Below are 21,991 nucleotides of genomic sequence, written 5' to 3' on the forward strand. Positions count from 1 at the left end.
TATAACGGCTCCAAATATGATTGATAATCCGATGCCCTTGTCTTTCATATAGAAGTTAAAAATGAATTTCAACTTGCTTATTCCGCTCAGGTTAACCAATCGGAAACACCTCTTTTTTCGTTGACTATAGTATATGAATAATGATAAACTAAATCCATAAAAAATGAAAGTTCAAATTCGATTAACGGTCAAAAATAGCGTAATCATAGCTCATTATTTTGAGTGTGTAATGCGTTTATTTAGGAGTGAAAAATAGAATGCAAACAAAAATTAGATTTTTTGATGGATGCGGTAACTTCCATGACGAAAAAATCACATCTAAAAACATGCGTGAGTTAGAAACGTCTATCCTTTCTATTCAACAGGAATTATCGGTTAAATGGGCACACTCTGACAATCAAAAAAAGGTTGTAAGATGGCGAAAAGTGAATGACCCTTCCCGAGCAGAAATTAGTTTGAAAGTTGAAATTGATTTACAACAAGAGAATCAATTTATTTCGTTTTTAAATGAGCAAGGATGGTTCTTTAACAAAATTCAATACACCAAGTCTTTATATTTATGGCGAGTAGATATTGATAATCAAAAAGACAAAGAAATGATTCAATCCCTACCCTATGTAATTCAAATTTCTGATATGGCAAAGATAACATTAGATTAATAAAACGAATAAAAATATAGCGTAAAACGATTACGAAATGCGTATAAGAAATAGAAACTATTTTTACTAATAAAAAAGAAAGAGGTGATTCGATATGGTCACAGAAAGAACAGTAGCAGTATACAAACAAGAGGGTAACAACTATATTCGTCAATATTCATTCCCTACTGAAAATCGTCCGTTTGTCTTAGGAGAAGTGATTCGTGGAGCAGATGGAGGAAATTATGTAATTTTTGAAATTGATGTTGAAGTGGCCGTTGTTCCTGAAATAAAACATTCCGATTAGAGAGCCCTTATGCTCTCTAATTTTATATACTTTTACAAATCATATTAGGAGGGATTTTTATGGAAGATTTGGATTATCTTGAGGAAAATATTTTAGAAAAACTATTTGGAATTGATGGCGAACATAGCACATCAGGAAAATCTGATTCTTAGAATAGTTTAAAGTGGTGTGTTTTTTTTAATCGTCAAAAACCTCTCTTTTAAATAATATTTATATAAATTGATGAACAGTCTATAATAAAAAGAGTTTACATATCTGGTATTTTAAAAAATATAATTACAAGGAGTGTTTATTATGAAAAATTCTTACTCATTATGTTGGATTAATACACCAAAATGGGGAGATGAGGGTACTTACAAAAAATCTATGCAATTTGATTCTATTGATGAAATCATTGAAAATATGAAAAATTGTTATTATAGAGGCGAATGGGTTGAAGATGAAAATGGAAATAAAGTAGATATTGATTTATCTAAGTACACTTTAAAAGAAGAAGCATAGGATAAGAGGTTTATACAATGAAGGAGTGAATAAAATGAAAAAAGAATTGAATGTACCAGTAATTTTACCAGAACATGAGAAAGTTGTTGTGTGGGTACTACATAAAATAAACAGAGATAAATTTCCAGAAGGCGAGCTTACCGTAAAATACTATATGGACTGCGAAACACCATCTAAACGTAAAATGCATGATACAGAGTATGTAACTATGTGGGATACATATAATTCTTATACAAGAGAACAAAAAGATAGTATTAATCGTGCAATAATAACAGGGATGTATAGGCTGACAACTGATATAAAAGAAGGGGAAGTTGTTACAGATGGTAACTGTGTTGGATTTGCCTTCAAATTCGATTACAATTGGAAAAAAAGATGCTTCAAATTGGCGACTTCCAAAAGTGCTAATTTAGATTGGTGTAGTGATGGTAGTATTGATAAATTTCAAAGAGTTATTCAAAGCTAAAGAGGGAGAAACCAAAAGGAATTACTCATTTATAGAGCAATTCCTTTTTCTAATTTCTCAAATTCCCTCTTGTATCGTTTCCAACGTTTATCAATAAAAACATGGTCTTCCTTTGATAAAAGGCTTCCTTTACAAAATCTTTTTTCTACAAACCCTGGAACTTCATCATTGAAATGATAAAAGAAGAATTCACCATGCTCTAACAAATATAGTTTAGGAATTTCATTACCCATTACAAAATATTCTTTGAATACATTTATATCCTGAGGATTTAGACCTGGCATTAAAATGAAATTTTTAAAATTAGCAATTAAGTAATTCTCATAATCAGAAACATTCATTTTTAGTAATGACAGACTTTGGATATCGGCAATAATTGAAACATCCATTGCATAATTAATTGAAAAGAAATCCTCAAAGCCATTCATCCAAGCATTTAAATCTTTAACGTACAAATTATTGTTATTTTTTCCATTATTTCGTTTGTTACAAATACATGCTTGTTTATATACACCAGATATTAATTGTGGGAGCATTCTCGCAATATCCTTATCTAATGAATACCCTTCCAAATTAAAGATAACAACTTCTTTGTTTTTGATGTGTTTAACAAAATCAATTTCCTCAAACTCACCTTTTTCCTTCGTATTAAAAATGTGAGAAACTTTAGCGTTTGATGTTAAGCGAGACAACATCATTCTCAATCCACTATTATGCTCAAATGATTTACTGCCTTCTTCAAAATATTTTCCAATATACAATACAGTACGACTATCAGCATCCTCTAATGAGCAATATAAATCAAATAATTCTTTTCCTTTTCTATTTGTATTGTTAACAAAATCACTTAATTCTTGCAATGTAATATGATTATCAAAAATTTTGTTTAGAATTTTGATAGATGCTTCTAATATACGTTCATGTGTGTCTAAGAAAAATTTAGGGGTATCTCTCCCTTCCCATTTCACTATTTTTTTCATTAGATTAATAACAAATTCTTCTTCTCCCCTTAATGGGTTAAATTTCACATTTTTAAGGTAGGGACTAAAATAAATCACGTTTCTTCGATTACTTTTCGCTAATGTATAAGCAACATTTGCTACATCCCCTTGGTTATCAAAGACTGTGACACCATGATTCTTTTGTTCTATATCTTGTTTTATCATTGGTATGTGAAACATCCCTGATATTCCAGTACCTACACTGCCTACAATCAAGGTGTTAAGTCCTCTACTCGATTCTTTTAAAAAGACTTTCTTTTTCTTCTCCTTATCAGTTCCAACAAATAAACTATTATTTTTCATGTTAATTCCCCCTTCTTAATTATTGACTTTAGTTAATAATATAAATAGAAGAGGAATGTTATAACTTTTTTCTGCTCTAACAACCCATGTAGTTACTCTAAGCATAAATAAAATGTCCTGGAATAAACGATTTTTGCACTGAAACCATTAATTTATAGAAAATAAAAAGAGACCTGAGTAGGTCTCTTCTAATCTGTTGTTAATCATGATAAGCACGTTTCATGCGAAAACCTGCAATTTCTTTTTCATATACTGATATATTCGAAATTAATTCTAATAATTCTTGTCCAGTAAAAGAGAATTTCGAAGGACATTGAATTACCTTCCCTATTGCAATTTCATATAATGCTAATGACCGTTCCATATCAGCGATGTCTTGTGCAACAAGTGGATATACTTCTTTATAACTTTGTAGTCTATTTTCAATCCCTTTTTTCTCCAATAACACATCATCATTGGTCTTAATTTTACTGTGAATATTGCTTCTTTGATAATAATCAAAATATTTCTCTGCATGTTTACGAATGCTTTTCTCATATTGATATTTCTCTATAATCTTACTTAACTCTACATTCTCATCTTTATTCATATAGACCTCCTGAATTGTTAAATTTTACATTATTATATCATAATCAACAGAAAGAGAATTGTTTGTTTGTTTGTTTGTTTATTAATTTCTTCAATTAAGTACACATTCATAATCTGAAGATTTACCTATACAGTTTAAAGTACACTCCTTGCCAGAACCAACCAGTAAGTTTGTAGGAAACGGAAGAAATTGATTTATATATACACCTGTTTTATCTCGTATAATTATTTTGTTTTGTTGGCTCACAAAAATAGGTACATGCAATTTACTACTAATCGGAAAAAATTCCTCTCCAATTTCTTTTAATCTGTTTTTATTTTTGCTTGTTGTCATATTCAGCACCTCTTAAACGTTTTATAAACTACCTTAAATAAAACTTCTTTCTGAAGTTATCTTCACAACATGGTTTCATCCATTTTTTTATTAACCACATTTAATACATGTTGATTAGGAGAATATCTATTGTTGTCCATAATCCTTTTTGCCAAATCCGTATCCCCTAAATATCTTGCTACTCCAATTGCAATTGCAGGACTTCGACTCACTCCCGCTCCACAATGAATAACAAAAGAATCTGCTTTCTTATGGTTCTCAATAAATGAAAATAGCTGAAATGCTTGTAGGTCCGTAAAAATAGGATACTTTTCTAATCCTCTATTTCTCCATTCATCTTCTGTTACTCGTAAATCATAGAAATATAGTTCTAATATTCCTTTGTATTGCTTCTGATTATCCAGTGGAGGTAAATCCCCATCTTTATCTGCAATGCGAATTAGAACAGGGTATTCCCATTCTGATTGATGTTTTACCGCTTCATCTTCTGATAAAATTAGACACTTATCTTCTTCTAATTTCTTTAATTCAGGGAATATCTCTTTTACATCCACTTCTTTACCATTACAGTAAATACCAGGCGTATCCGAATTCAACTTAACTGTAAGACCTAATTGTTCAGCTAATGCAATTGCTTTTTCTTTATCAAATGCAAACTCTTTCATCCCTCAAGCCCCCTTTTTGACAAACTGATAAGAATCCGATTTTTCTAAAGCATCCTCTATTTCTTCATGTTCAAATCCACATAAATCACAATCATAGGGAAATGAAATCTTTGATTTTTCACCTTCTACATACGAGTCCATTACTCGATAACATTCATAGCATAAAATATCATTCTTCTGAACTAATAATCCCTCAGATACAAGCTCCTCACATACTTCAGTGGCTTCTTGCGTGGATAGATTGAATCTTTTCACCAATATCGTATAGCAAAAAGATTTTACTAATCCTTTTGATAGCTTCTTAATATACTCTTTTGCTTTTGTTTGATTTTCATTCATAATGAATACCTCTCCATTCTATCTACTTATTTTAGTAATTTATTTTTTACTATTATATATAAAATTATTGACTATAGTTTTTAATGATTATATCATAAATATAAAGTGACAAACAGAACTATCGTTGATAATCACCTTAGATTTTACAGATAGATACAAGGAGATAACATGTACGGAAAATATGTAAATATTATTTTTAAAAATGAGAAATATAAAGTTTTTGTTCCTTGCAACCCAGATACCCCAGAAAAAGTTTTGGAGGTATTTGCACTAAGGATACTACTTAGTTAATTAGTAAAGAAAAGAGTGATAAACATGCCAAGCAAAACTCGAAAAACAGAAGAAAGCAAACCATTAACAATTGAAGAAATAAGAGAAATAGAGCTACATAAGCTTAGAACAGGTCGGGCATTCACTCCCACTCCTACTTATCAACATAAAATTGGAGATACCGTAAATGTTAGTCATTTAAGAAATGCAAAAGTAGAAGCTGTTTACGATGATGGTCGTTTTTATGAAATTTCTTATCAGAAAAGTTTTAGAGTTGGAGGAGAACATAAATATACAGAGAGAATCTCTTGGTTTGAGTGGATGAAGGTAAGAGCTATTCCTGATGAATCTGCAACGAATTTTGTTAAAGAAGATAATGTTCGTTTGGATTTTTTTCAAGTAACTGTCAATTCTCTTCTTCACAAGTTATACCATTTAGGTATTGATACATCACCTTTTTATCAAAGAGATTATGTATGGTCTCAAGAAGACAAAGAATCTTTAATTGATAGCATTTTTAATCACATTGAAATTGGTAAATTCGTTCTTGTTTTTAAAGGATACGAAGGCGATATGTATGAAGTGTTAGATGGAAAACAACGTCTATCTGCATTACAAGAGTTTTTTGAAGATAGATTCACTTACAGAGGAAAGTACTTTAGCCAATTAACACAACGGGACCAGAATCATTTTGCGAGCTACTCCATTTCATTAGCCGAAAGTCAAAACGAACTAACAGAAAAACAGAAATTAGAATACTTTATTCGCCTTAATAAGACTGGTCGTATTATGGATAAAGAACATCTTGAAAAAGTTGAAGCATTATATACTGAAATCCTTGAATAGGAGCATATCATATGGAGTTGTATTTTACCTGCATTTTTGAAAGAAATGCAATCATCAAATTTCAATACGAAAAAGAAATAATTTCAGAATAAAGGCACTTTATATATAAAGGAAATATTGTTGAATGTCGCTCATTAAAAATGTTATAATTTGTATGAAAGTGTTCATAAAAGCGTATTAAAAACTTCTGGGCTACGAAAATACAATCTACCACAAGTTCGTAAGAAAAGACTCTTTAGAAAAAGAGTCTTTTCTTACTGAATATCATTTACCATAAATTATTCAATGAGTCTTTCACCTTTTTAAGTGAAGGACTTTTTTATTTCTATGACCTAAATTAAATTGACAATAGTCAATGAAAAATAGTAATCTATTTATAAGGATATTAATTTATCCAGAAATAACAAAAACCGTTTTCTATTTATATTGTTTTTATGTAAATAGTTTCTTTATGTTTTATTTGAATAAATTCAATTTAAGAAAAAATATTTAAGTATATAGGTTTATGTTTCGGAGGGGTTTTGTATTTAATGGAAAGGCGTTGGTTCTGATGTTTCGATTTTTAAAATCTATTTTAGGTAAAAAGAAAGTGAATGTCACAAATTCAGGGACAGATATACCCTCTTCCCCTATTATCTTGACTCCTAAACAATGGGCAGAGGTATTAAATATTTCGTATGAGGATGATTCTATTTTATTTAAAAAAATTAATCACCGTGAAGATTCTCGAATTACAAAAAGCGAGTTCTTATCTATTAACTCTCTTTATCATCGGTCTTATTTAGCAGAAGAAATATCCGATTTATTGAGAGATAATGAATCTATTAAAAACGTGACATATGCGGGAACAAGAGTCTATATTGTTTCGAAAGACCCACTCTTAGGAACGTTTTATATGGATATTAAACGAGTACCTGAAAGTGTAGAGGATAGATATGACAAATAAGGTTTACGTATCAATTGAAGAAATAAAATCATTAGAACGTAATCTACATATAATAAATAATATTAATATCCCTATTGCACAGAGAAGACTGGCGAAAATGAGATTTGACATGATTTATGAAAAAGCTAAACGAAGAATAGAAAGTAGGTGATGTATATGGATACATTCTTTTTCATTGCAAAAACTTATCTATTAATTGGATGTCTAACTCCATTAGTAGGTATTATCCTTAATTCCATTAGTCATAGAGAAAAACCAGATTTTACATTTGGCGAAACAAAGCTCGTGGATATTATACAAGTCTATTGCATTTCCATTTTTGCATGGCCTATCGCCATTGCTTGTGCCATTATTGCACAGAGTCGTGGTGGTTGGATTTAAACAAGATAAGAAAGTAGGTGAATGGCATGGAACTATTTATCCAGATTTTCATCATATATGTTTCAGTAGGGATTCTTTTTACATTTGGAATGATATTTACAAAAGCAATACGTGATAAAGAAAAACCAGATTTCAAAATCGGAGAAAATAACTACATAGATGCAATGAAATGTTATGCACTCTCTATTTTCTTATGGTGGTTACTTTTATTTGCATTTATTTGTATGTCCCATCGAGGTGGATGGATTTAATTAAGAAAGGAGATGGGTACTTATGTGGGTGTTTATCGGGAAATTATATTTATTGGCAGGGTTTTTATTTTTACTATCTATGATTTTTGCAAGAACTATGAAAGAAAAATCAGGTATCAATCTTATGCTTGGAGCTTCTAACTTCAAAGATGCTGTAAAGAGTTATGCAGTTGCTATATTCCTATGGTGGCTTTGCATTCTTGCATTTTTCTTTGTATATAAAAATAAGGATTCTGAAAAAAAGGAGAATAAAAATGGTTGATTTGATTCATTTACTCAGTAAATCAGAACATGCTTCCGTTTACAAAATGCATTCAGAGCTTTCGAATTGGGATGGTGTACACGTTATTGTAAGGAAAGATAATGGATATACAACTGTCCATATAGAAGGAACAGTACTACCGAAAACGTCTAATATCAAGAGCAAGGAAAAATACAAAGGTGGCAATACCCTTTCCTTAATCGGTGCAGTTACCAACGCTCGATATGAATATCTTTACACGAAAAAAGAATATGCCGTCATATACTCTTCTTCCAGCCAAATAACGGCATGAATTTTTGTTAAAAACCCTTTCTATATTCATAGAAAAGGTCTTTTTTATTAGAAAACGCATCTTTGAAACAATTATTAATATCAAAAACACCTTACTTGATAAAGTTTATTAATTGACTATAGTAAATAATTATGTTTATAATTTTAATAGATTATATATATCAGAGAGGATGAATAACATGACAGAACCAAAAAAAGATGGGATTCTCATGCAAGACAAATCAGGAAAAGTTGTACAATTAGAAAAAGGTTTAACGTTCAAGGAAGCCTATTCTAAAGTATGGGATTTAAGGGCAAAGCGTGATGGAAACTATTATCGGTTAGGGAATCTATAAAAATGAAAGACAAAATAGATTTACAAAAAATCAAGGACTTCCCCTCTTCTATTAAACTTCTGTTTTTTATCTATTTCATTTTAGTTCTCTGCTCTTCTATGAGAATCTGTAGAGAAAATCTATATTTTGACATCACCTATTTCTCCAGTGCCTGTATTTTAATAATTTTTTTATTTGTAGCAACTATAAAAGACCAGATGAAAGAGCCTAAATGATAGTACCAAGGGCTCTTTTTTGTATAAGTTGAAAGAACACCTCCTTTGATTTATACATATGCGATAGACAAATGCATGAGGAATATTCACTTATCTTTACCAATAACATATAAAAACTAAAATTGAGGTGATGATAATGGATAAAGAAATGCTTGAATTAATTAAAGAATTCAATATGAAATACAATCAATTAGGAGATAAATCTTTCTTCTCTGTTCATGAAATAGCAAAAGAAACGATATTAAAAGGGATTGATATATCATTAGATTCCTTTTCTGAGGAATCCTATAAGCAAGTTTTGCAACGGTACATACAAGCAAGTAATTATTTTCAACAAGAAGATGATAATAATGCAAGATGCATCAGAGAAAACCTTCATGCTATATACTCCTACTACAGAGGACTAAACCCTGTAATGAAAACAGTGAATGGAAAAAGATTATATGGAAATAAGTTTAAAATATTTACAATTCATCAAACTGAACCTAAAATGAAAAAGGTCTTTGCTACAAAAATGACTGGAGAAAAATTAGAACATATTTTGATGTTTATTGAAGCAGTTGTTGGAAAGGAACTTGATTTATCTCAACTCGCTTTTTACGCAGGTTTATTCTTTGATATATACGAGTTGCAAAACGATGAATTGCGTGTTTTTGGTGAAGAAGATTTAATTGATTTTGATTTTGATAATTTAGGGACTGGTTATGGCTCACATATAAAATCAATCCGAAATCGTCATGCAAATCACAAGCCCCTTCTATTGCAATCAAATTTATTATGGAAGGAAATGTACTTAGGAGATAGGCTACCTCGACTCATTCATTTTTATGAAGATAACTTTGATTTAATTACAGAAGCAAAATATCAAGACAATGGTCATTCCGTTCATGAACAGTTATATCAATGTTTAGATGCATACTTACATAACAGTCAGTTATTACTGACTATATCAATATTTGTAAAGCATATCCAAACAGATAACGGTAGCTATATCGGCAGTGATTGTGCCGTAAGTATCATGACAGCACCATATACATTTGAATTACGTTTAGAAAGACCATCTGAAACACCATTCGAACTGTTTTTCAATAGAGATAAAAATGAAGAATTTACAATTGAAGATATATTGAGACCCTATTACGCAGTAGATTTAGTTGCAAAACAAAAACAAGGAGCCTAATTAGCTCCTTGTTTTTTACAACTATTATTTGTACGATTGTGGTTGTTGTAAGCTTTCAACAAATTTATAAATTTTATTATAAATATATAAAAATTAAATATTGTTATAAGTTATTTTTATGATTATAATGGATAAATAGTCTAATTCTACGCATAAGTATATCAAGCGCACCGATATCACTTTGAATTGCCAGAGTATTAGGCTAATAATCACATTACAAGAAGTATAACATATTCTCCTTGAAAATCACTTTCCTATAATTGAGAAAGTGATTTTTTCGTTTAAGGATACTGGTTACTGTACTAAATTTCTTTACAAGCAACTTCTATTCAACTCCGTTTTCTGCTCTTCATTTTTAACTTCATAACCGAAGTACATCGCTTTTATAAAATTATCTGTCCCTAATTCAGTAAGAACTTTAAGTCCATCACCTTGCTCCTCCCATTCAAAACGCATATCAAAATATTCATTTACTGCACAAACTATATCATTTCTGCACATATTTAATAGTTCATATAATGCATCAGCAATTTCTTTCGTAACTTTTATTTTGTCGTTCTTCATGAGTAGGTCAGCGTTATTTTCGTTTTCTATCTTATTAATAACTTTTACAGTATTAATATCAACTGGATACCATTTTTCAAACCCTAAATCATTCGTTTCAAACTTGTCCTTTCCTATCTTTCTTAGGTATTCTCAATCACTCTTTGAAACAGGATATGAAGTATTTTCTTGTGTATACATACCATTATTTTCAGTAGGAATAATAATAGCTTGATGCTCTTTCTCGCAATCGGTTGTGTATACTAAGTTACCTCGCACCCATTTCCCTTCCTTTGTTAGACCTTTATATAACAGTGGTTTAATCATATTATTTCTCTTCCTTCTGGATAAAAATTATAATCCTGATATTTTTTCAATTCCCTTTTAACTTCTTCGCTCATCTCTTCTTCTATATCCTTCCCCCGAAAATGAAACAATCTTTTCTGCGACTTATTCATGATTTCAGACTTTATGATGTGACACCATAACTCTTTAGAACAATAAATTCGTTTAAATTCATGGTCTACAAAGGGTTTATTTGTTTTTTCATCCCAGAAACAATTAATCTTCCCGATTTCAAAATACTCATATCGCTTAAAGCGGTTATAAATGGTTGGAACAACTGGTCCATGTACCCATGCGTGAATATCATCTGTAAACATCGGCTCTCCATGAATCCCTAAATTCCATCCTTGTGCATAGTACAGCAATTTTTGCAATTTTAGATGTGTGATAGATTCATTAGTATTTGGCTTACTCTTGTTAATTAATTCTTGTGCAATATGCATTGCTGTTATTTCTGTCTTGTTTTCTCCTTTTAGGTAAATTAGCTCTTCCACTGTTTACACCACCATAAATTATTATTTACTTAAATATAACATAATATTGACTATAGTTAAAACTGAACATATAATAAAACGTATAATAAAAGATTGCGAGGGATAAGAGTTGACTCAAAAAATAACCGTAACTTTAGAGAATAAAAGCAAACATATATATGATTTCTATGACACAGTAAAAGTCATTCAATACTTAGGTGATGAAGATATTAGACTTGTATTTCGTAGCGAAAATAGCTGTGAACCAGAAGGTTATTCAGAACGAAAGATTTCCATTCAATTAGCTCTATTCCAACGAATGTTACTTCTTGCAAAAGTAACTTGTAACGATGTAAGTGTCGATGTTAAATCTGATTCATTTGACACTCCACGTCCTACGGAACCATTACATATTTCTTATAATAGAGAAACTAATTTGTTCCAGTTAGGCATGGGGAACTTCTCAGATGAACTTGTTTTTGAAGAAGACGTTTTATTCGAAGTAATGTTTGAAATTCTTTGATTTTATAATAGATATTGTATGGATACGAGAAAGGAAAAAAGCATGATTAAAAGAGTATTTTATAAGGGTAAAGAACGATTTTTTACAAATGAAGGAAAAGAAATCTTATTATTCGATATGGATGATACGATTGCTAATTTTGTAGATGAATGGTTATCTATTTACAACAATCATTATCAAGATAATTTAAAAAAAGAACAATTGTTAAGTTGGGATGTTCAGCATTATACGAAAGATTATTGCGGGGCACAAATCTATGACTTGTTAAAACATCCAGGATTATACTTACACTATCCTAAACCCTTGCCTGGAGCTGTTGACGTATTACAAGAGCTATCTGATACCTATGAAATCGTATTAGTCTCAGCAAGCCCAAGAGGACATGCTAATGGGGAGGCACACTGCCACAAGTATTGCAAAACTTCTAACCCTGCTGACGATAAAAGAAAATGGGTGGAGAAATACTTGCCCTTTGTTCAGCAAAAGAACATTGTTTTTACTTCTTCAAAATATTTAGTAACAGGTTCATTACTATTTGATGATGCTCCTCATAATTTAGAAGAGTTTCATTCATTAGGGCGTGTTACTGTATGTATGAATCAACCATGGAACCAAGAGGTATCAGCGGATATTACGCGAGTGAACAATTGGCAGGAGTTTAAAGAAAAACTACCTGTATTGCTCCCTCCTATCCCTGAACTGATTAAAAGAATAACTCAATAACTAAAAAGAAGGCATTCCAGTTCATCCGAATGCCTTTTTGTAAATTTATTAAAAACAATAAGGAAGTGAATAGAATGGGTACATTAGATGCACCTCTTATGATACTTAATAAACACTTGGAGTGTATAAAAGAAGATATCGAGAATTACAAGAAACAAGCACGGGAAAATCCTACAAGTACGGAAATTATTCAAAATTTATTAATTCCTAAAAACGAATTAAATAGCAAAAAAATTGAATTCGCCATCCGTATTTTAGAAACTTTTGAACCTAAAGAAGATAATTCTGATAAATATCCGTTTTTCAAAGGGGATTCAGTTCTTAACAAAATAAGTGGTAAAACACATGTCATTGAAAGTTATGTAGGCAACGGGCAATTCAAAAGCAAAAATGGTTCTACTTTACATATGAAAAACTTAGAAAAAATCTCATAATCTAATACCTCTAAACAATAAATTAGTTGACGAAAAAGTCTCTTCTCGATATGCTGAAAAAAGAAAGTGTATACATTGTTCAGCTTGTATACATTGAAAGGATGTTTTAGCAGATGAACAAGAGAATTAAGAAAAAACAAATAAAACAAAATGTATGCATGGTTTGTGGGTCTACATTAGTAGAGAAATCTTCTAATTATAGTAGTGTGTTAATCTCAGTTAAAGAAGAATGTCCAAATTGCCATAATTACATAGTTGAAGCAACGTTAACAGGAATTAACAAAACAATTTCAGGTTCTCAATTTAACTATAATTTTGATATGAATAACTCCGAAAAACAGGCTCTTGAAAGAAAAGAAAGAAAATTACTACGTTTCTTAAAGAAGAACGGAAAAATCAAGGTTAACTAACATTTGTTTTTCTCTTTGCAGTATAATATAATGTTGATTAATTGGTAAACATCCGATATGGAGATAGGAGTATAAACTTATATACTTCTTACAAAAACACCGTACTGTAATACGGTGTTTTTTATTTTATATAATCTCAAAAAACAATAATGATTGTCTATTTAAGTAATATATTTTTTACTTATTTTATATATTTTATTTACAATAGTTTATTTACGTTTTACAATAGCTATATACGATTAACACTGATAAAGGACGTGACTCCTATAAATTATAGAATTCAATTAATAAAGTTATACTTTTGCAGTAAAAATACATATCTTACTTTATTACAGACAACATTAGCTGTACTATTCAGCTCCCTTTTTCTTTTGTTAATAAATGATAAAGAACTTGAATCTTTTTTGTTTCATAAAGGATTTTTATATTATGCACTGGCAATGAATGTTTTTGTCTGTTTTATTGCTATGCCCTTATTAATATTCTTTGTACCAAATAAAAAATCCCACTAAAGAAAGGATTGTATTTTACACATGGCTCGTTTATCAAAAACAAAAGCAAATAAACTCGGTGGATTTCTTTGTAAAATCCTTCGTCATTCCCCTTCTCAATTCCATGTTTCTTTAGATGAATATGGTTATGCACCAATTCATGAACTATTAAATGCCATTTCTTCGAATGAAAAATGGGCTAATATTGTGACTGTTGAGATGATTTTAGAGGTTGTTAAAACAGACGAAAAGCAACGTTACAAACTCGACTCTACAGGAACAAAAATAAAAGCTCGATACGGTCATAGTATTTCGGTAAAAAGTGATGAAGAGCAAAATCGAGTGTTGCCAGATATTCTTTATCATGGTACTGGTATGGAACATTTGGACTCTATTCAAAATTTGGGATTACTGCCAATGAAACGAGTAAATGTTCACTTATCAGAAACAACCTTTTTTGCAAATAAATCTGCGAAACGCAATCAGTTTCCCGTTTTATTAAAAGTAGATACCATTATGGCCAAGAATCTTGGCGTAACTTTTGAATATGCAGGTGACGAGGTGTGGTTGAGCTCCCCTACTCCATCTGATTGCTTAACAGTTGTAACCAGTTCAGAAAATAAAGAAATGTAAAGAAAGGAAGTAATTAATAATGAGAACCATTACATGTAAATGCGGAGAGAAGAAAACGATAGACAGAGGTATTGCATCTATTGGAGATATCTTCTTACATACAGGATTTCAAACTATATTTACTTTTGATGCAGAGTGCATTCATTTATGCCCTACGTGTTGGACTAAAGCAAAAGAACATGCTGTAGCCATGCATCAACTTCTTGAAAAGCCTTATATATCTATAGACCAATTCTTAGAGGATGAGATTGAATGATGCATAAAGTAACTTGTACATGTGGACAGCATAGTATAAAGGCAAATAAAAACTCTCTAAATAAAGAACTAATAGATGCAGGATGGGGTGTAATCCCTTCTAATCGAGGTACATTTGTTTATATTTGCCCTTCTTGCTATCAAAGAGCAAAACAGTTAATCAAAGAGTTTCATCAAATAACACAAGATACATACATTAGTATCTCCTCTATCATTCGCAAAATAGAGGAAGAAAATGAAACCAAGCAGTAATTAGAAAGGATGAATAGAAATGGGTTGGCGTTTTGAAGTATTATTACTACCAAAAACAATTAAAAATGAAGACTTAATTCAATCAACGCATCAAATACTTAAGGATGAACCAAAGATAATAATGGACAGCCATGTTTTAATGGTAGCCCCACCCTCACCTGATTTTTATTTCAAAAAAATCTCATTAGATTCTATTGGAAATTATGAATCTCCTGTTTTTACACCCAGGGAATTCGCACTGAAATTATCAAACGTAATTAGAAATGAGGATTTTATCATTGCCAATTATTGCGACGGAACTGCCCAAGGGTTAATCTCGCATTTTAGAAATGGATGCCTTGTGCAAAAAATTGAAAGTCCAGAACTCGATAAATTAGAAATAGGACGACAGTTATTAACTGATACCTTACACTTCCCTGCTTCTGAATCTATCCTATCATCAATTGATTCTTATTTTTCTTTTCTGCATGAGAGAAATCCCTATTCTCTTATCTCTTATGCTCACCTGCATTTCTCTTCTGTATCCGAAAAAAGACCGATGCGTAGAGCATTGTATGAACAAGTACAAGCGTTGATTCAAAATCCTAATGTAACGGATGAAGAATTAGGTACATTGAAAGGTTCCCACAGTTTCCCGCCTTCTATCGTTCGACCTTATTATCAACGTTACATAATGGAGTCAAATAAAAATATAGCGTTAGAAAAAATGTATCTGTTTACGCATGGATTCGAGGGTGACGCAACATTAAAAGATGCTCCCACCTATCTATCACCTAACAATTATTTCCAATTAACATTGGATTATAGAAATCTTACAATTTAATACACACGAGCAAACCTCCTTTAATTTTATTGACTATAGTTAATAATTTATTTATAATATAACTTATAAATACACATCGGAGGTTTTTCTTGTGTTCAGAGTACATATCTTAAATCAAAACTTACTGGTTACAGGTGGTATCGCAGTGGGAAAGACTTTTTTCTTAAATGAATCACTTATGGATTTATTAACGAAAAGCGAAAACACCCTACTACTAACACCTAATATAAATGAATTTAAAACACCTGTTACAACATTTAATGGTAGAACGATTTCTTCTACCAAAATAAATGATGATATTGATGGTTCTTTATTTCAAATCGTTGAAATTAATCCATTTTCAAAATCATTAGATGAAGTCAAACATTCATTCATGGAATTTGTAAGTAGTTTTGAAACTATAATTCAAAGTGGAATAAAAACGGTAATGATTGATGAAGGAATGCAACTACTAAATGAAGTACCTTTCCCCTCATTTATAAAGTTTGTAGAACGATTAAATGAGAAAGGCATACGAGTAATCTTTACATCTCAATTAGAGCTTCATCGACTTCCTGTTAATCAGTTTATGCAAATAGATAAATTATTCCCTTGTGTGCTAAAACTGAATCATCAATATAAACCATTAGCAACCGCATCATAAAATGAAGGAGGATGAATATATGAGTAGACAATTTTACGGAATCATGGTTCATGGTTCTATTTCAAACAAAGTATTAGCAGAAAAAACATTAGAAATTTTAAAGGACAACGAATTAAAAGTTAACTACGGAAGTCAGTGCTTAGTCACGCTACCTGTAGATGAAAAATATAATTTCAAGGTTATCAATTACGGAAGTATTTTGAATCACGAAATTACACCATTTGCTGATGAGACATTAGCAAAGGAATTATCAGAAAGAATTCCTTTGCAGGATTTCATCGTCTTCCATTTCCATAGCGTAACGGATACAGGCTATTTTAGACACTATATGAATGGTGTTCTGATTGAAGAAAAAGCTGATAAAATCGAAGGAGATAATTTTATCTGTGCTCAAAATCTATTCAAGCAGGTTTTTGGTATCCCAAGATATAAAAATCTGATGCAAATCATTGAGAATTATTTCAAAGTAGCATTAGAGCGTAACCCATATTTACAAGGAGCGTCTTATGCTCATCTGTTATTCGCACAAGAGGATGCATTTTGGGGAAATAAAGAATTATGTGACGCAATTCAAGAACAATTAAAGCATCCAACGAAGCAAAAGGAAAATCACTCTTCACTTCAATATTATTTAAATAGATATGAAAATGAGAAAGTAGATAATAGAGTAATGTATTACTTATTAACTAACGGTTTTTATCGAAGTGCTACTTTATTAGATTCTCCACATCAGTTAAAACCTGAAGAATACTTTGAATTTCATCAAAGCGTTAAAAAAATAGCATAACAGAATGAAAGCAATACCTAATAGGTGTTGCTTTTTTCATTGACTATAGTTAATTAAATTGTTACTATAATATTATCAACAAAAGGACGGTGAAAGAAGGTTATGAAAGGCATTGTAATTAAGAAACATTGGATAAATCTTATATTAAGCGGTCAAAAAGATTGGGAAATTCGAAGCAGAAATGCAAAAATCAGAGGAACAATTGCGTTGATTCAAAGTGGTTCAGGTATGGTATTTGGAACTGTCGATTTAGTAGATTGTATTCCTTTAACGAAAGAAGCCTTTAATAGCACTCATGAACACCATAAAATCCCTGTGACTGGAGATACAGAACCACCTTATAAAAAAACTCACGCATGGGTCTTTAGAAATCCGGTTATCTTTCCAAAACCGATTCCTTACTCTCACCCTCTCGGTGCAGTGATATGGATAAATATTAAAGAGAATATAGAAGTAAAAGATGATGATATTAGGGATTGGTTCAACATCTCAACATCATCTAACTTATTACATCCAGGCGATGTTTCATTCAATAATCTTTTACGCTTATATAAATCAGCACTCATGAAGTATTACAACATTCATACATCTACAAATATAACGAACTTCTTTGAACAGGTGAAAAAATTAGAGATGCCTCGTTCAGCAGAACTATGTACGGAGTGGATGTTAAATAAAGGGATTGCTCATTTAGAGACTATCAAATCAAAACTACCTATTCCCAAAGAGGATATCTCTTATTTAGATTATGACGCTTGGGCTATTCAAGAGACATTAAAGCATGAAGACTCCCCATATGCAGATGATTTATGCTCTACATTAATAGACATCCTTAGTACCCTTTCTACAAGTACATTAAATAGAAAGTTCCGAAACGAAAAAGAGTGGAGTGAATGAAATGACAAAAGAATATCAGATAAAAGAAGGCATGATTATTTACGCAATTATTCCTTCATTCAGAGGTGAAAAAGTTGAACCCTGTAAAGTAAGGAAGTCACTGAATAACTCTATAGAATGGAACTTAAAATGCTTATCTGAGGAAGAGAAGTATTTTAGCATCGGGTTTGATACGGATTATATTGGAAAAATCTACTTCTTTGACAAAATAGAAGCAGAAACACACTTGAAAGAAATGAAGGAGAAAAGCAATAAAGCTTTCCAAAATGCCCTCTCCTCAAAAGAAGAGATTTTAAAAAGATTATTTTCAGGATGGGCATATGATATGACGGAAGGTGAAGAAGTTCAGATTATGGAAAGACGAATTGAAGAAGAGTTTGGAGTAAAAGTGCGATGAACTACTCTCTTAACCCGAAGACTACATTAGGTTTCAAATGGTCAGAAAAAGAAAATGATTGGATGATTTATTTTCCAAGGTCAGGAAGTGGTTCTTATTTACATTCTCAACTACTTGAAAGACGTTTCTTCCTTTCTTTATTACAGGAATTATTAAATAGAAATTATGACCTCTCTACTTTTTTGTTCCGAGTTCATACAAACGAATTTTCTGAATCCCATCCGAGAAAACGAACAAGTCATTTTAGAAAGGAAAATGTTCTGGCAGTTTACTGGAACTACCAAACAAAAGAGTGGATGATACGCTATCCCAACAAGTCAGATGGCTCTCTCATTGCATTTGACTTTATCGGTAATGATTACTTCAAGAATGTTTTAAAAGAGCTTGAAAACCGAAAATATGACGTTAAAACACTATGTATTTATGTTGAAAGAAGAGAAATGGATTCAACGACCAAAAACAATATAAGCACATGGATAAAAAGACGTTTAGCAACCGCTTATAAATAAAAGGAGGATACAACATGTTACTGGTAGAGTTCTTTCAAAATACAAATGACCTAAGACGTGAAGTTCAAAAACAATTCAAAGAACGTGATTTTACACTTCCTGAAAAATATTTCGTTATGAATGAAGCTTTAGGATATGCTCCTAATATAAAAGCCTTAACAAATGATGAGATACATAGAGTCTTGAAATTACTGAAGGAAAAGTATTAGAAGATTATTAAATAACTTGCAATAGAAAATGAAGAACTAAAAAAGAAAAAACGAAAGGTTGTGTCATGAATGAACGAAGCAATTGACGGAAAACAAATGTATGAGAATTTAAAGAAAGCAGGATATGAAAGTGTGGGTGTACATGATGGTACAGAGGTACTTTCTAAAGTGTTTGCAGATGGCGTTATCCATTCTTTCTCCTTTAAAGATAACGAATGTATTGGAACGATGATTCTATCACAAGAGCAGTTATATGCCATGCAGAATCTTAAATAAAAAAATGAATAATAAAAACAAGTTTATTCATTTTTTACTAACTTTAATTTTAGGTGGAGGCGTGGGGATATCAGGAATTTTTGCTCTTGCAATTCCTTTTGCAGAGAATAAATCCATGTTTAGTTTATTCGTATTAGCATTCCCTGTTCTCTCTCTTATTTATTTTATTTACTTACTACGTTCAAATACAAAAAATATAGGTAGTTTATTCGCACATATAGGAGTGTTTATTGCATCTATCATATTTATACCTTGGATTATACTATTCCTTACAAGTTAGCACTGAAAAGCATCTCAAAAGGTGTTTTTTCTCTTTTATATAGTAATATAATTAAAAACAACAATCTATCTTTCATTGATTCCCCATATAATAAGTATAACTGTATAGAATGGAGTTGATAGTATGGATGGATTTTTCGAGATAATTCTTCTTGGTCTTATTGTATTTATATTGGTTATTTCTTTCTCTGCTTTTATCGAACAAAAATATCCTGAAAAGCCAGGTCTAAAGTTTGTGCTACCTACAATTCTTATTGCTATGTCCTGCTTAACCTTTTATGTGTCTGCATTCCTTTTTGATGGTTGGTTTATTATAGGAGTAAGTGTATTATCTACAACTGTTTTTATAAGCTCCACAATTGGTTTTATTGCATCTGTATTTATACATAATAAAAAAGAACAGTAATTTCTTACTGTTCTTTTAATCAAATCTATCATTTTCTCCTAATACCCATTTCAAAGCTGAAATTTGCGAGCTATTTTGCAACAATTCCGAACGAAAGACTTGTCTATCTATTTCCCCTTGCTTATAAGAATCCCGTATAGCATTCTCGTTGGTATCCAAATCTTTAATCTTATCTCTTATCTCCTGCTCTGCTGTCATCTCCAAAGCTGAATTAAGCGATAGTATCATTGATTCATTTTCCAAGACAACAGATTTCAGGACATCTTCAGGAATTTTTTTATTATTGAACGCATTTTTATAGTTTCTAATAGTTAAGAAACAAGATTGCATTTCGTCCTGTATTTCTTGAATTGTTTTCATGTATTAGCTCCTTTATTTTCTTTTGTATCGTTTGTACCAATCTTTATATGAATAATCATCACAATAAGACCATTTTTGCCCACAGTTTAATAATGATTTTTCTTCTGCTTCTTTATCTTTAACATATGTATTGTAATAATAGGTAACTTTCCAATCACAAATGTCATATTGGTCATATAGTTTTTTATATGCACTTCCGTTTGCAAGCTCACCTTTAAACTTTCTAACCTTTCGATTGGCAAATTTTCTTTCTGCTTTTTGATTATCTTTTACACATGGTACTTTTTTATAACTTCTACTCATATATATCACATCCCTTTCTTAGGGACCATTATTTGGTCCACCTAATGGACTGTGAAATGAGGAATTCTCATTCTTGGTTGATGCATCTGTATCATATATTCCACCTCCTTTCACTCTCTACATACACCTATTCAATCGTAACAAAGTGCTTGAATACCTTTTGTCTCTCTACATTATCTAATCCATAGGCATATTTATCCGTAAATTCTTTCCAATTTGTACTTTCATTCAAAGTATCCATTTTTACTTTCAGAACTTTTTCTAATTCTTTTTTATTGATAGAAGCCTCATATGTTTTCCCTTCAAATGGAAGGATAACTTCTAAGTTTTCTAACGCAGGATTCTTTTTAAAGAGTCTCGTTGTTTCAATTACAAACAATTTATCAATCTTATCTCCTGTACTCCAATATTCTTTATATGTTTCTTCTTTTAAATCTTTCATTGAAGAGTTTTCCGAGACAACAGCCTGATAAGAATCATAGTAAGTTAAGGTAGCATGGGCATCAGCCACATCAATTTTCTTGATGTATTCTCCCCCCATCATTAGATTCACTTCATTTATGAATTTATCTTTTTCAAGCTTTGGCTTTTCTTTTTCTTTGCTATTATCATCTTTATTTTCTTCTGTTTTATCTTTTTTCTTATTTTGAGAATCTAAAACTTTTTGCAATTGCTCTTGTGTTAATTTTGTATTTTGTGATTTTTGTTCTTCTTCATTATTCCCACAACCTACAGAAATGGCTAACACACCTATGCTTAGAATCCCTAATAGACACCTTTTTGCAGTTTTATTCACGACATCAACTCCCTTATTTAATTTTATTTATTTTATCGACTAAAGTCAATAAAAAGAAGTTTTATAGAATATATGCCTTTTTGTTATCCTCTATTAACAAAATCA

General features: G+C 31.0%; 40 protein-coding genes. 29 read left to right on the plus strand and 11 right to left on the minus strand.

The genetic code is table 11. The features are described from left to right. Positions 1-257: 257 nt before the first annotated feature. From MR160_RS23710 to MR160_RS23725, 4 genes are all read left to right on the plus strand, one after another. Positions 258-659 (plus strand): hypothetical protein, encoded by a 402-nt coding sequence (locus MR160_RS23710; protein WP_242298134.1) that lies wholly within the window; start codon positions 258-260, stop codon positions 657-659. A 94-nt stretch (positions 660-753) separates the two neighbouring features. After that, positions 754-945 (plus strand): hypothetical protein, encoded by a 192-nt coding sequence (locus MR160_RS23715; RefSeq protein WP_242298135.1) that lies wholly within the window; start codon positions 754-756, stop codon positions 943-945. 294 nt (positions 946-1,239) lie between these two features. Further along, on the plus strand, positions 1,240-1,446 hold the full coding sequence (locus MR160_RS23720; RefSeq protein ID WP_086877823.1) for a hypothetical protein: 207 nt from the start codon (positions 1,240-1,242) through the stop codon (positions 1,444-1,446). A gap of 34 nt (positions 1,447-1,480) precedes the next feature. Continuing rightward, positions 1,481-1,912 carry a hypothetical protein gene (locus MR160_RS23725; RefSeq protein ID WP_242298137.1) on the plus strand — a complete coding sequence of 144 codons (432 nt, stop codon included), beginning with the start codon at positions 1,481-1,483 and terminating at the stop codon, positions 1,910-1,912. A 29-nt stretch (positions 1,913-1,941) separates the two neighbouring features. On the opposite strand, the gene MR160_RS23730 is transcribed toward MR160_RS23725, so the two are convergent. From MR160_RS23730 to MR160_RS23750, 5 genes are all read right to left on the minus strand, one after another. Further along, on the minus strand, positions 1,942-3,216 hold the full coding sequence (locus tag MR160_RS23730; RefSeq protein ID WP_242298140.1) for a type IV secretory system conjugative DNA transfer family protein: 1,275 nt from the start codon (positions 3,214-3,216) through the stop codon (positions 1,942-1,944). 199 nt (positions 3,217-3,415) lie between these two features. After that, complete coding sequence (locus MR160_RS23735; protein ID WP_086877817.1) at positions 3,416-3,805, minus strand: hypothetical protein; 390 nt, start codon at positions 3,803-3,805, stop codon at positions 3,416-3,418. 90 nt (positions 3,806-3,895) lie between these two features. Next, positions 3,896-4,138, minus strand: a complete 243-nt coding sequence (locus MR160_RS23740; RefSeq protein ID WP_000213570.1) for a hypothetical protein — start codon at positions 4,136-4,138, stop codon at positions 3,896-3,898. Positions 4,139-4,200: 62 nt separating this feature from the next. Further along, positions 4,201-4,803, minus strand: a complete 603-nt coding sequence (locus MR160_RS23745) for a protein-tyrosine phosphatase family protein (RefSeq protein ID WP_000657179.1) — start codon at positions 4,801-4,803, stop codon at positions 4,201-4,203. Between the two features lie 3 nt (positions 4,804-4,806). Further along, the gene (locus tag MR160_RS23750) at positions 4,807-5,142 is read right to left on the minus strand and encodes a hypothetical protein (protein WP_001004992.1); all 336 of its coding nucleotides are present in this window, start codon (positions 5,140-5,142) and stop codon (positions 4,807-4,809) included. Positions 5,143-5,457: 315 nt separating this feature from the next. Between MR160_RS23750 and MR160_RS23755 the strand changes: the two genes are divergently transcribed. The 8 genes from MR160_RS23755 (at position 5,458) to MR160_RS23790 (ending at position 10,119) form a co-directional block, all read left to right on the plus strand. Further along, positions 5,458-6,258 (plus strand): DUF262 domain-containing protein, encoded by an 801-nt coding sequence (locus MR160_RS23755; protein ID WP_242298142.1) that lies wholly within the window; start codon positions 5,458-5,460, stop codon positions 6,256-6,258. 550 nt (positions 6,259-6,808) lie between these two features. Then, complete coding sequence (locus MR160_RS23760) at positions 6,809-7,204, plus strand: SAM domain-containing protein (RefSeq protein ID WP_242298143.1); 396 nt, start codon at positions 6,809-6,811, stop codon at positions 7,202-7,204. A 150-nt stretch (positions 7,205-7,354) separates the two neighbouring features. Beyond that, positions 7,355-7,585 (plus strand): hypothetical protein, encoded by a 231-nt coding sequence (locus tag MR160_RS23765; RefSeq protein WP_061662278.1) that lies wholly within the window; start codon positions 7,355-7,357, stop codon positions 7,583-7,585. Between the two features lie 26 nt (positions 7,586-7,611). Next, positions 7,612-7,836, plus strand: a complete 225-nt coding sequence (locus tag MR160_RS23770) for a hypothetical protein (protein ID WP_242298144.1) — start codon at positions 7,612-7,614, stop codon at positions 7,834-7,836. Positions 7,837-7,858: 22 nt separating this feature from the next. Further along, positions 7,859-8,098 carry a hypothetical protein gene (locus MR160_RS23775; RefSeq protein ID WP_242298145.1) on the plus strand — a complete coding sequence of 80 codons (240 nt, stop codon included), beginning with the start codon at positions 7,859-7,861 and terminating at the stop codon, positions 8,096-8,098. Continuing rightward, the gene (locus MR160_RS23780; RefSeq protein WP_242298146.1) at positions 8,091-8,390 is read left to right on the plus strand and encodes a hypothetical protein; all 300 of its coding nucleotides are present in this window, start codon (positions 8,091-8,093) and stop codon (positions 8,388-8,390) included. The genes MR160_RS23775 and MR160_RS23780 overlap by 8 nt, the downstream gene beginning before the upstream one ends. A gap of 178 nt (positions 8,391-8,568) precedes the next feature. Further along, complete coding sequence (locus MR160_RS23785; protein WP_176520687.1) at positions 8,569-8,724, plus strand: hypothetical protein; 156 nt, start codon at positions 8,569-8,571, stop codon at positions 8,722-8,724. A gap of 351 nt (positions 8,725-9,075) precedes the next feature. Further along, positions 9,076-10,119, plus strand: coding sequence for a hypothetical protein (locus tag MR160_RS23790; RefSeq protein ID WP_242298147.1), 1,044 nt, complete (start codon positions 9,076-9,078; stop codon positions 10,117-10,119). A gap of 312 nt (positions 10,120-10,431) precedes the next feature. On the opposite strand, the gene MR160_RS23795 is transcribed toward MR160_RS23790, so the two are convergent. The 3 genes from MR160_RS23795 to MR160_RS23805 all read right to left on the minus strand — a co-directional run bounded on the left by MR160_RS23795 (position 10,432) and on the right by MR160_RS23805 (position 11,501). Next, positions 10,432-10,683, minus strand: coding sequence for a hypothetical protein (locus MR160_RS23795; RefSeq protein WP_242298148.1), 252 nt, complete (start codon positions 10,681-10,683; stop codon positions 10,432-10,434). A gap of 132 nt (positions 10,684-10,815) precedes the next feature. Further along, positions 10,816-10,989, minus strand: a complete 174-nt coding sequence (locus tag MR160_RS23800; protein ID WP_242298149.1) for a hypothetical protein — start codon at positions 10,987-10,989, stop codon at positions 10,816-10,818. Beyond that, positions 10,986-11,501, minus strand: coding sequence for a Panacea domain-containing protein (locus tag MR160_RS23805; protein ID WP_242298150.1), 516 nt, complete (start codon positions 11,499-11,501; stop codon positions 10,986-10,988). The genes MR160_RS23800 and MR160_RS23805 overlap by 4 nt, the downstream gene beginning before the upstream one ends. A 109-nt stretch (positions 11,502-11,610) precedes the next feature. Here MR160_RS23805 and MR160_RS23810 point away from each other — a divergent pair, with 109 nt between their 5' ends. The 17 genes from MR160_RS23810 to MR160_RS23890 all read left to right on the plus strand — a co-directional run bounded on the left by MR160_RS23810 (position 11,611) and on the right by MR160_RS23890 (position 20,427). Next, positions 11,611-12,003, plus strand: coding sequence for a hypothetical protein (locus MR160_RS23810; protein WP_098297344.1), 393 nt, complete (start codon positions 11,611-11,613; stop codon positions 12,001-12,003). 42 nt (positions 12,004-12,045) lie between these two features. Next, entirely contained in the window at positions 12,046-12,726 is a 681-nt protein-coding gene (locus MR160_RS23815) for a 5' nucleotidase, NT5C type (protein ID WP_242298153.1), read from the plus strand. A gap of 74 nt (positions 12,727-12,800) precedes the next feature. Further along, complete coding sequence (locus tag MR160_RS23820; RefSeq protein ID WP_242298154.1) at positions 12,801-13,160, plus strand: hypothetical protein; 360 nt, start codon at positions 12,801-12,803, stop codon at positions 13,158-13,160. A 113-nt stretch (positions 13,161-13,273) separates the two neighbouring features. Continuing rightward, positions 13,274-13,570, plus strand: a complete 297-nt coding sequence (locus MR160_RS23825; RefSeq protein ID WP_061662270.1) for a hypothetical protein — start codon at positions 13,274-13,276, stop codon at positions 13,568-13,570. 533 nt (positions 13,571-14,103) lie between these two features. Further along, positions 14,104-14,694, plus strand: a complete 591-nt coding sequence (locus MR160_RS23830; RefSeq protein WP_242298156.1) for an RNA 2'-phosphotransferase — start codon at positions 14,104-14,106, stop codon at positions 14,692-14,694. Positions 14,695-14,713: 19 nt separating this feature from the next. Further along, positions 14,714-14,950, plus strand: coding sequence for a hypothetical protein (locus MR160_RS23835; RefSeq protein WP_061662268.1), 237 nt, complete (start codon positions 14,714-14,716; stop codon positions 14,948-14,950). Further along, on the plus strand, positions 14,947-15,201 hold the full coding sequence (locus MR160_RS23840) for a hypothetical protein (protein WP_242298158.1): 255 nt from the start codon (positions 14,947-14,949) through the stop codon (positions 15,199-15,201). The genes MR160_RS23835 and MR160_RS23840 overlap by 4 nt, the downstream gene beginning before the upstream one ends. A gap of 19 nt (positions 15,202-15,220) precedes the next feature. Then, complete coding sequence (locus MR160_RS23845; protein WP_242298160.1) at positions 15,221-16,024, plus strand: hypothetical protein; 804 nt, start codon at positions 15,221-15,223, stop codon at positions 16,022-16,024. A 91-nt stretch (positions 16,025-16,115) separates the two neighbouring features. Continuing rightward, a complete protein-coding gene (locus tag MR160_RS23850) occupies positions 16,116-16,667 on the plus strand; it encodes a hypothetical protein (protein ID WP_098297338.1) in 552 nt (183 codons plus the stop codon). A gap of 19 nt (positions 16,668-16,686) precedes the next feature. After that, positions 16,687-17,454, plus strand: a complete 768-nt coding sequence (locus tag MR160_RS23855) for a hypothetical protein (RefSeq protein ID WP_242298162.1) — start codon at positions 16,687-16,689, stop codon at positions 17,452-17,454. A gap of 102 nt (positions 17,455-17,556) precedes the next feature. After that, positions 17,557-18,351: an ASCH domain-containing protein gene (locus MR160_RS23860; RefSeq protein WP_242298164.1), complete on the plus strand. Its 795-nt coding sequence runs from the start codon at positions 17,557-17,559 to the stop codon at positions 18,349-18,351. 1 nt (position 18,352) lies between these two features. After that, positions 18,353-18,748, plus strand: coding sequence for a hypothetical protein (locus tag MR160_RS23865; RefSeq protein ID WP_242298166.1), 396 nt, complete (start codon positions 18,353-18,355; stop codon positions 18,746-18,748). Beyond that, a complete protein-coding gene (locus MR160_RS23870; RefSeq protein WP_242298168.1) occupies positions 18,745-19,257 on the plus strand; it encodes a hypothetical protein in 513 nt (170 codons plus the stop codon). Before MR160_RS23865 ends, MR160_RS23870 begins: the two co-directional genes overlap by 4 nt. A gap of 14 nt (positions 19,258-19,271) precedes the next feature. Further along, the gene (locus tag MR160_RS23875) at positions 19,272-19,466 is read left to right on the plus strand and encodes a hypothetical protein (RefSeq protein WP_242298170.1); all 195 of its coding nucleotides are present in this window, start codon (positions 19,272-19,274) and stop codon (positions 19,464-19,466) included. 69 nt (positions 19,467-19,535) lie between these two features. Beyond that, a complete protein-coding gene (locus MR160_RS23880) occupies positions 19,536-19,742 on the plus strand; it encodes a hypothetical protein (RefSeq protein ID WP_061662259.1) in 207 nt (68 codons plus the stop codon). Next, on the plus strand, positions 19,720-20,022 hold the full coding sequence (locus MR160_RS23885; protein WP_098297331.1) for a hypothetical protein: 303 nt from the start codon (positions 19,720-19,722) through the stop codon (positions 20,020-20,022). Before MR160_RS23880 ends, MR160_RS23885 begins: the two co-directional genes overlap by 23 nt. Positions 20,023-20,145: 123 nt before the next feature. Further along, complete coding sequence (locus MR160_RS23890) at positions 20,146-20,427, plus strand: YesK family protein (protein ID WP_242298172.1); 282 nt, start codon at positions 20,146-20,148, stop codon at positions 20,425-20,427. Between the two features lie 15 nt (positions 20,428-20,442). On the opposite strand, the gene MR160_RS23895 is transcribed toward MR160_RS23890, so the two are convergent. The 3 genes from MR160_RS23895 to MR160_RS23905 form a co-directional block, all read right to left on the minus strand. Then, the gene (locus tag MR160_RS23895; protein WP_242298174.1) at positions 20,443-20,787 is read right to left on the minus strand and encodes a hypothetical protein; all 345 of its coding nucleotides are present in this window, start codon (positions 20,785-20,787) and stop codon (positions 20,443-20,445) included. Positions 20,788-20,799: 12 nt separating this feature from the next. Further along, entirely contained in the window at positions 20,800-21,090 is a 291-nt protein-coding gene (locus MR160_RS23900; protein WP_242298176.1) for a hypothetical protein, read from the minus strand. Between the two features lie 127 nt (positions 21,091-21,217). After that, on the minus strand, positions 21,218-21,886 hold the full coding sequence (locus tag MR160_RS23905) for a hypothetical protein (protein ID WP_242298178.1): 669 nt from the start codon (positions 21,884-21,886) through the stop codon (positions 21,218-21,220). Positions 21,887-21,991 lie beyond the last annotated feature (105 nt).

This window comes from Bacillus cereus group sp. BfR-BA-01382, assembly GCF_022663475.1.
Taxonomy (GTDB): domain Bacteria; phylum Bacillota; class Bacilli; order Bacillales; family Bacillaceae_G; genus Bacillus_A; species Bacillus_A thuringiensis_S.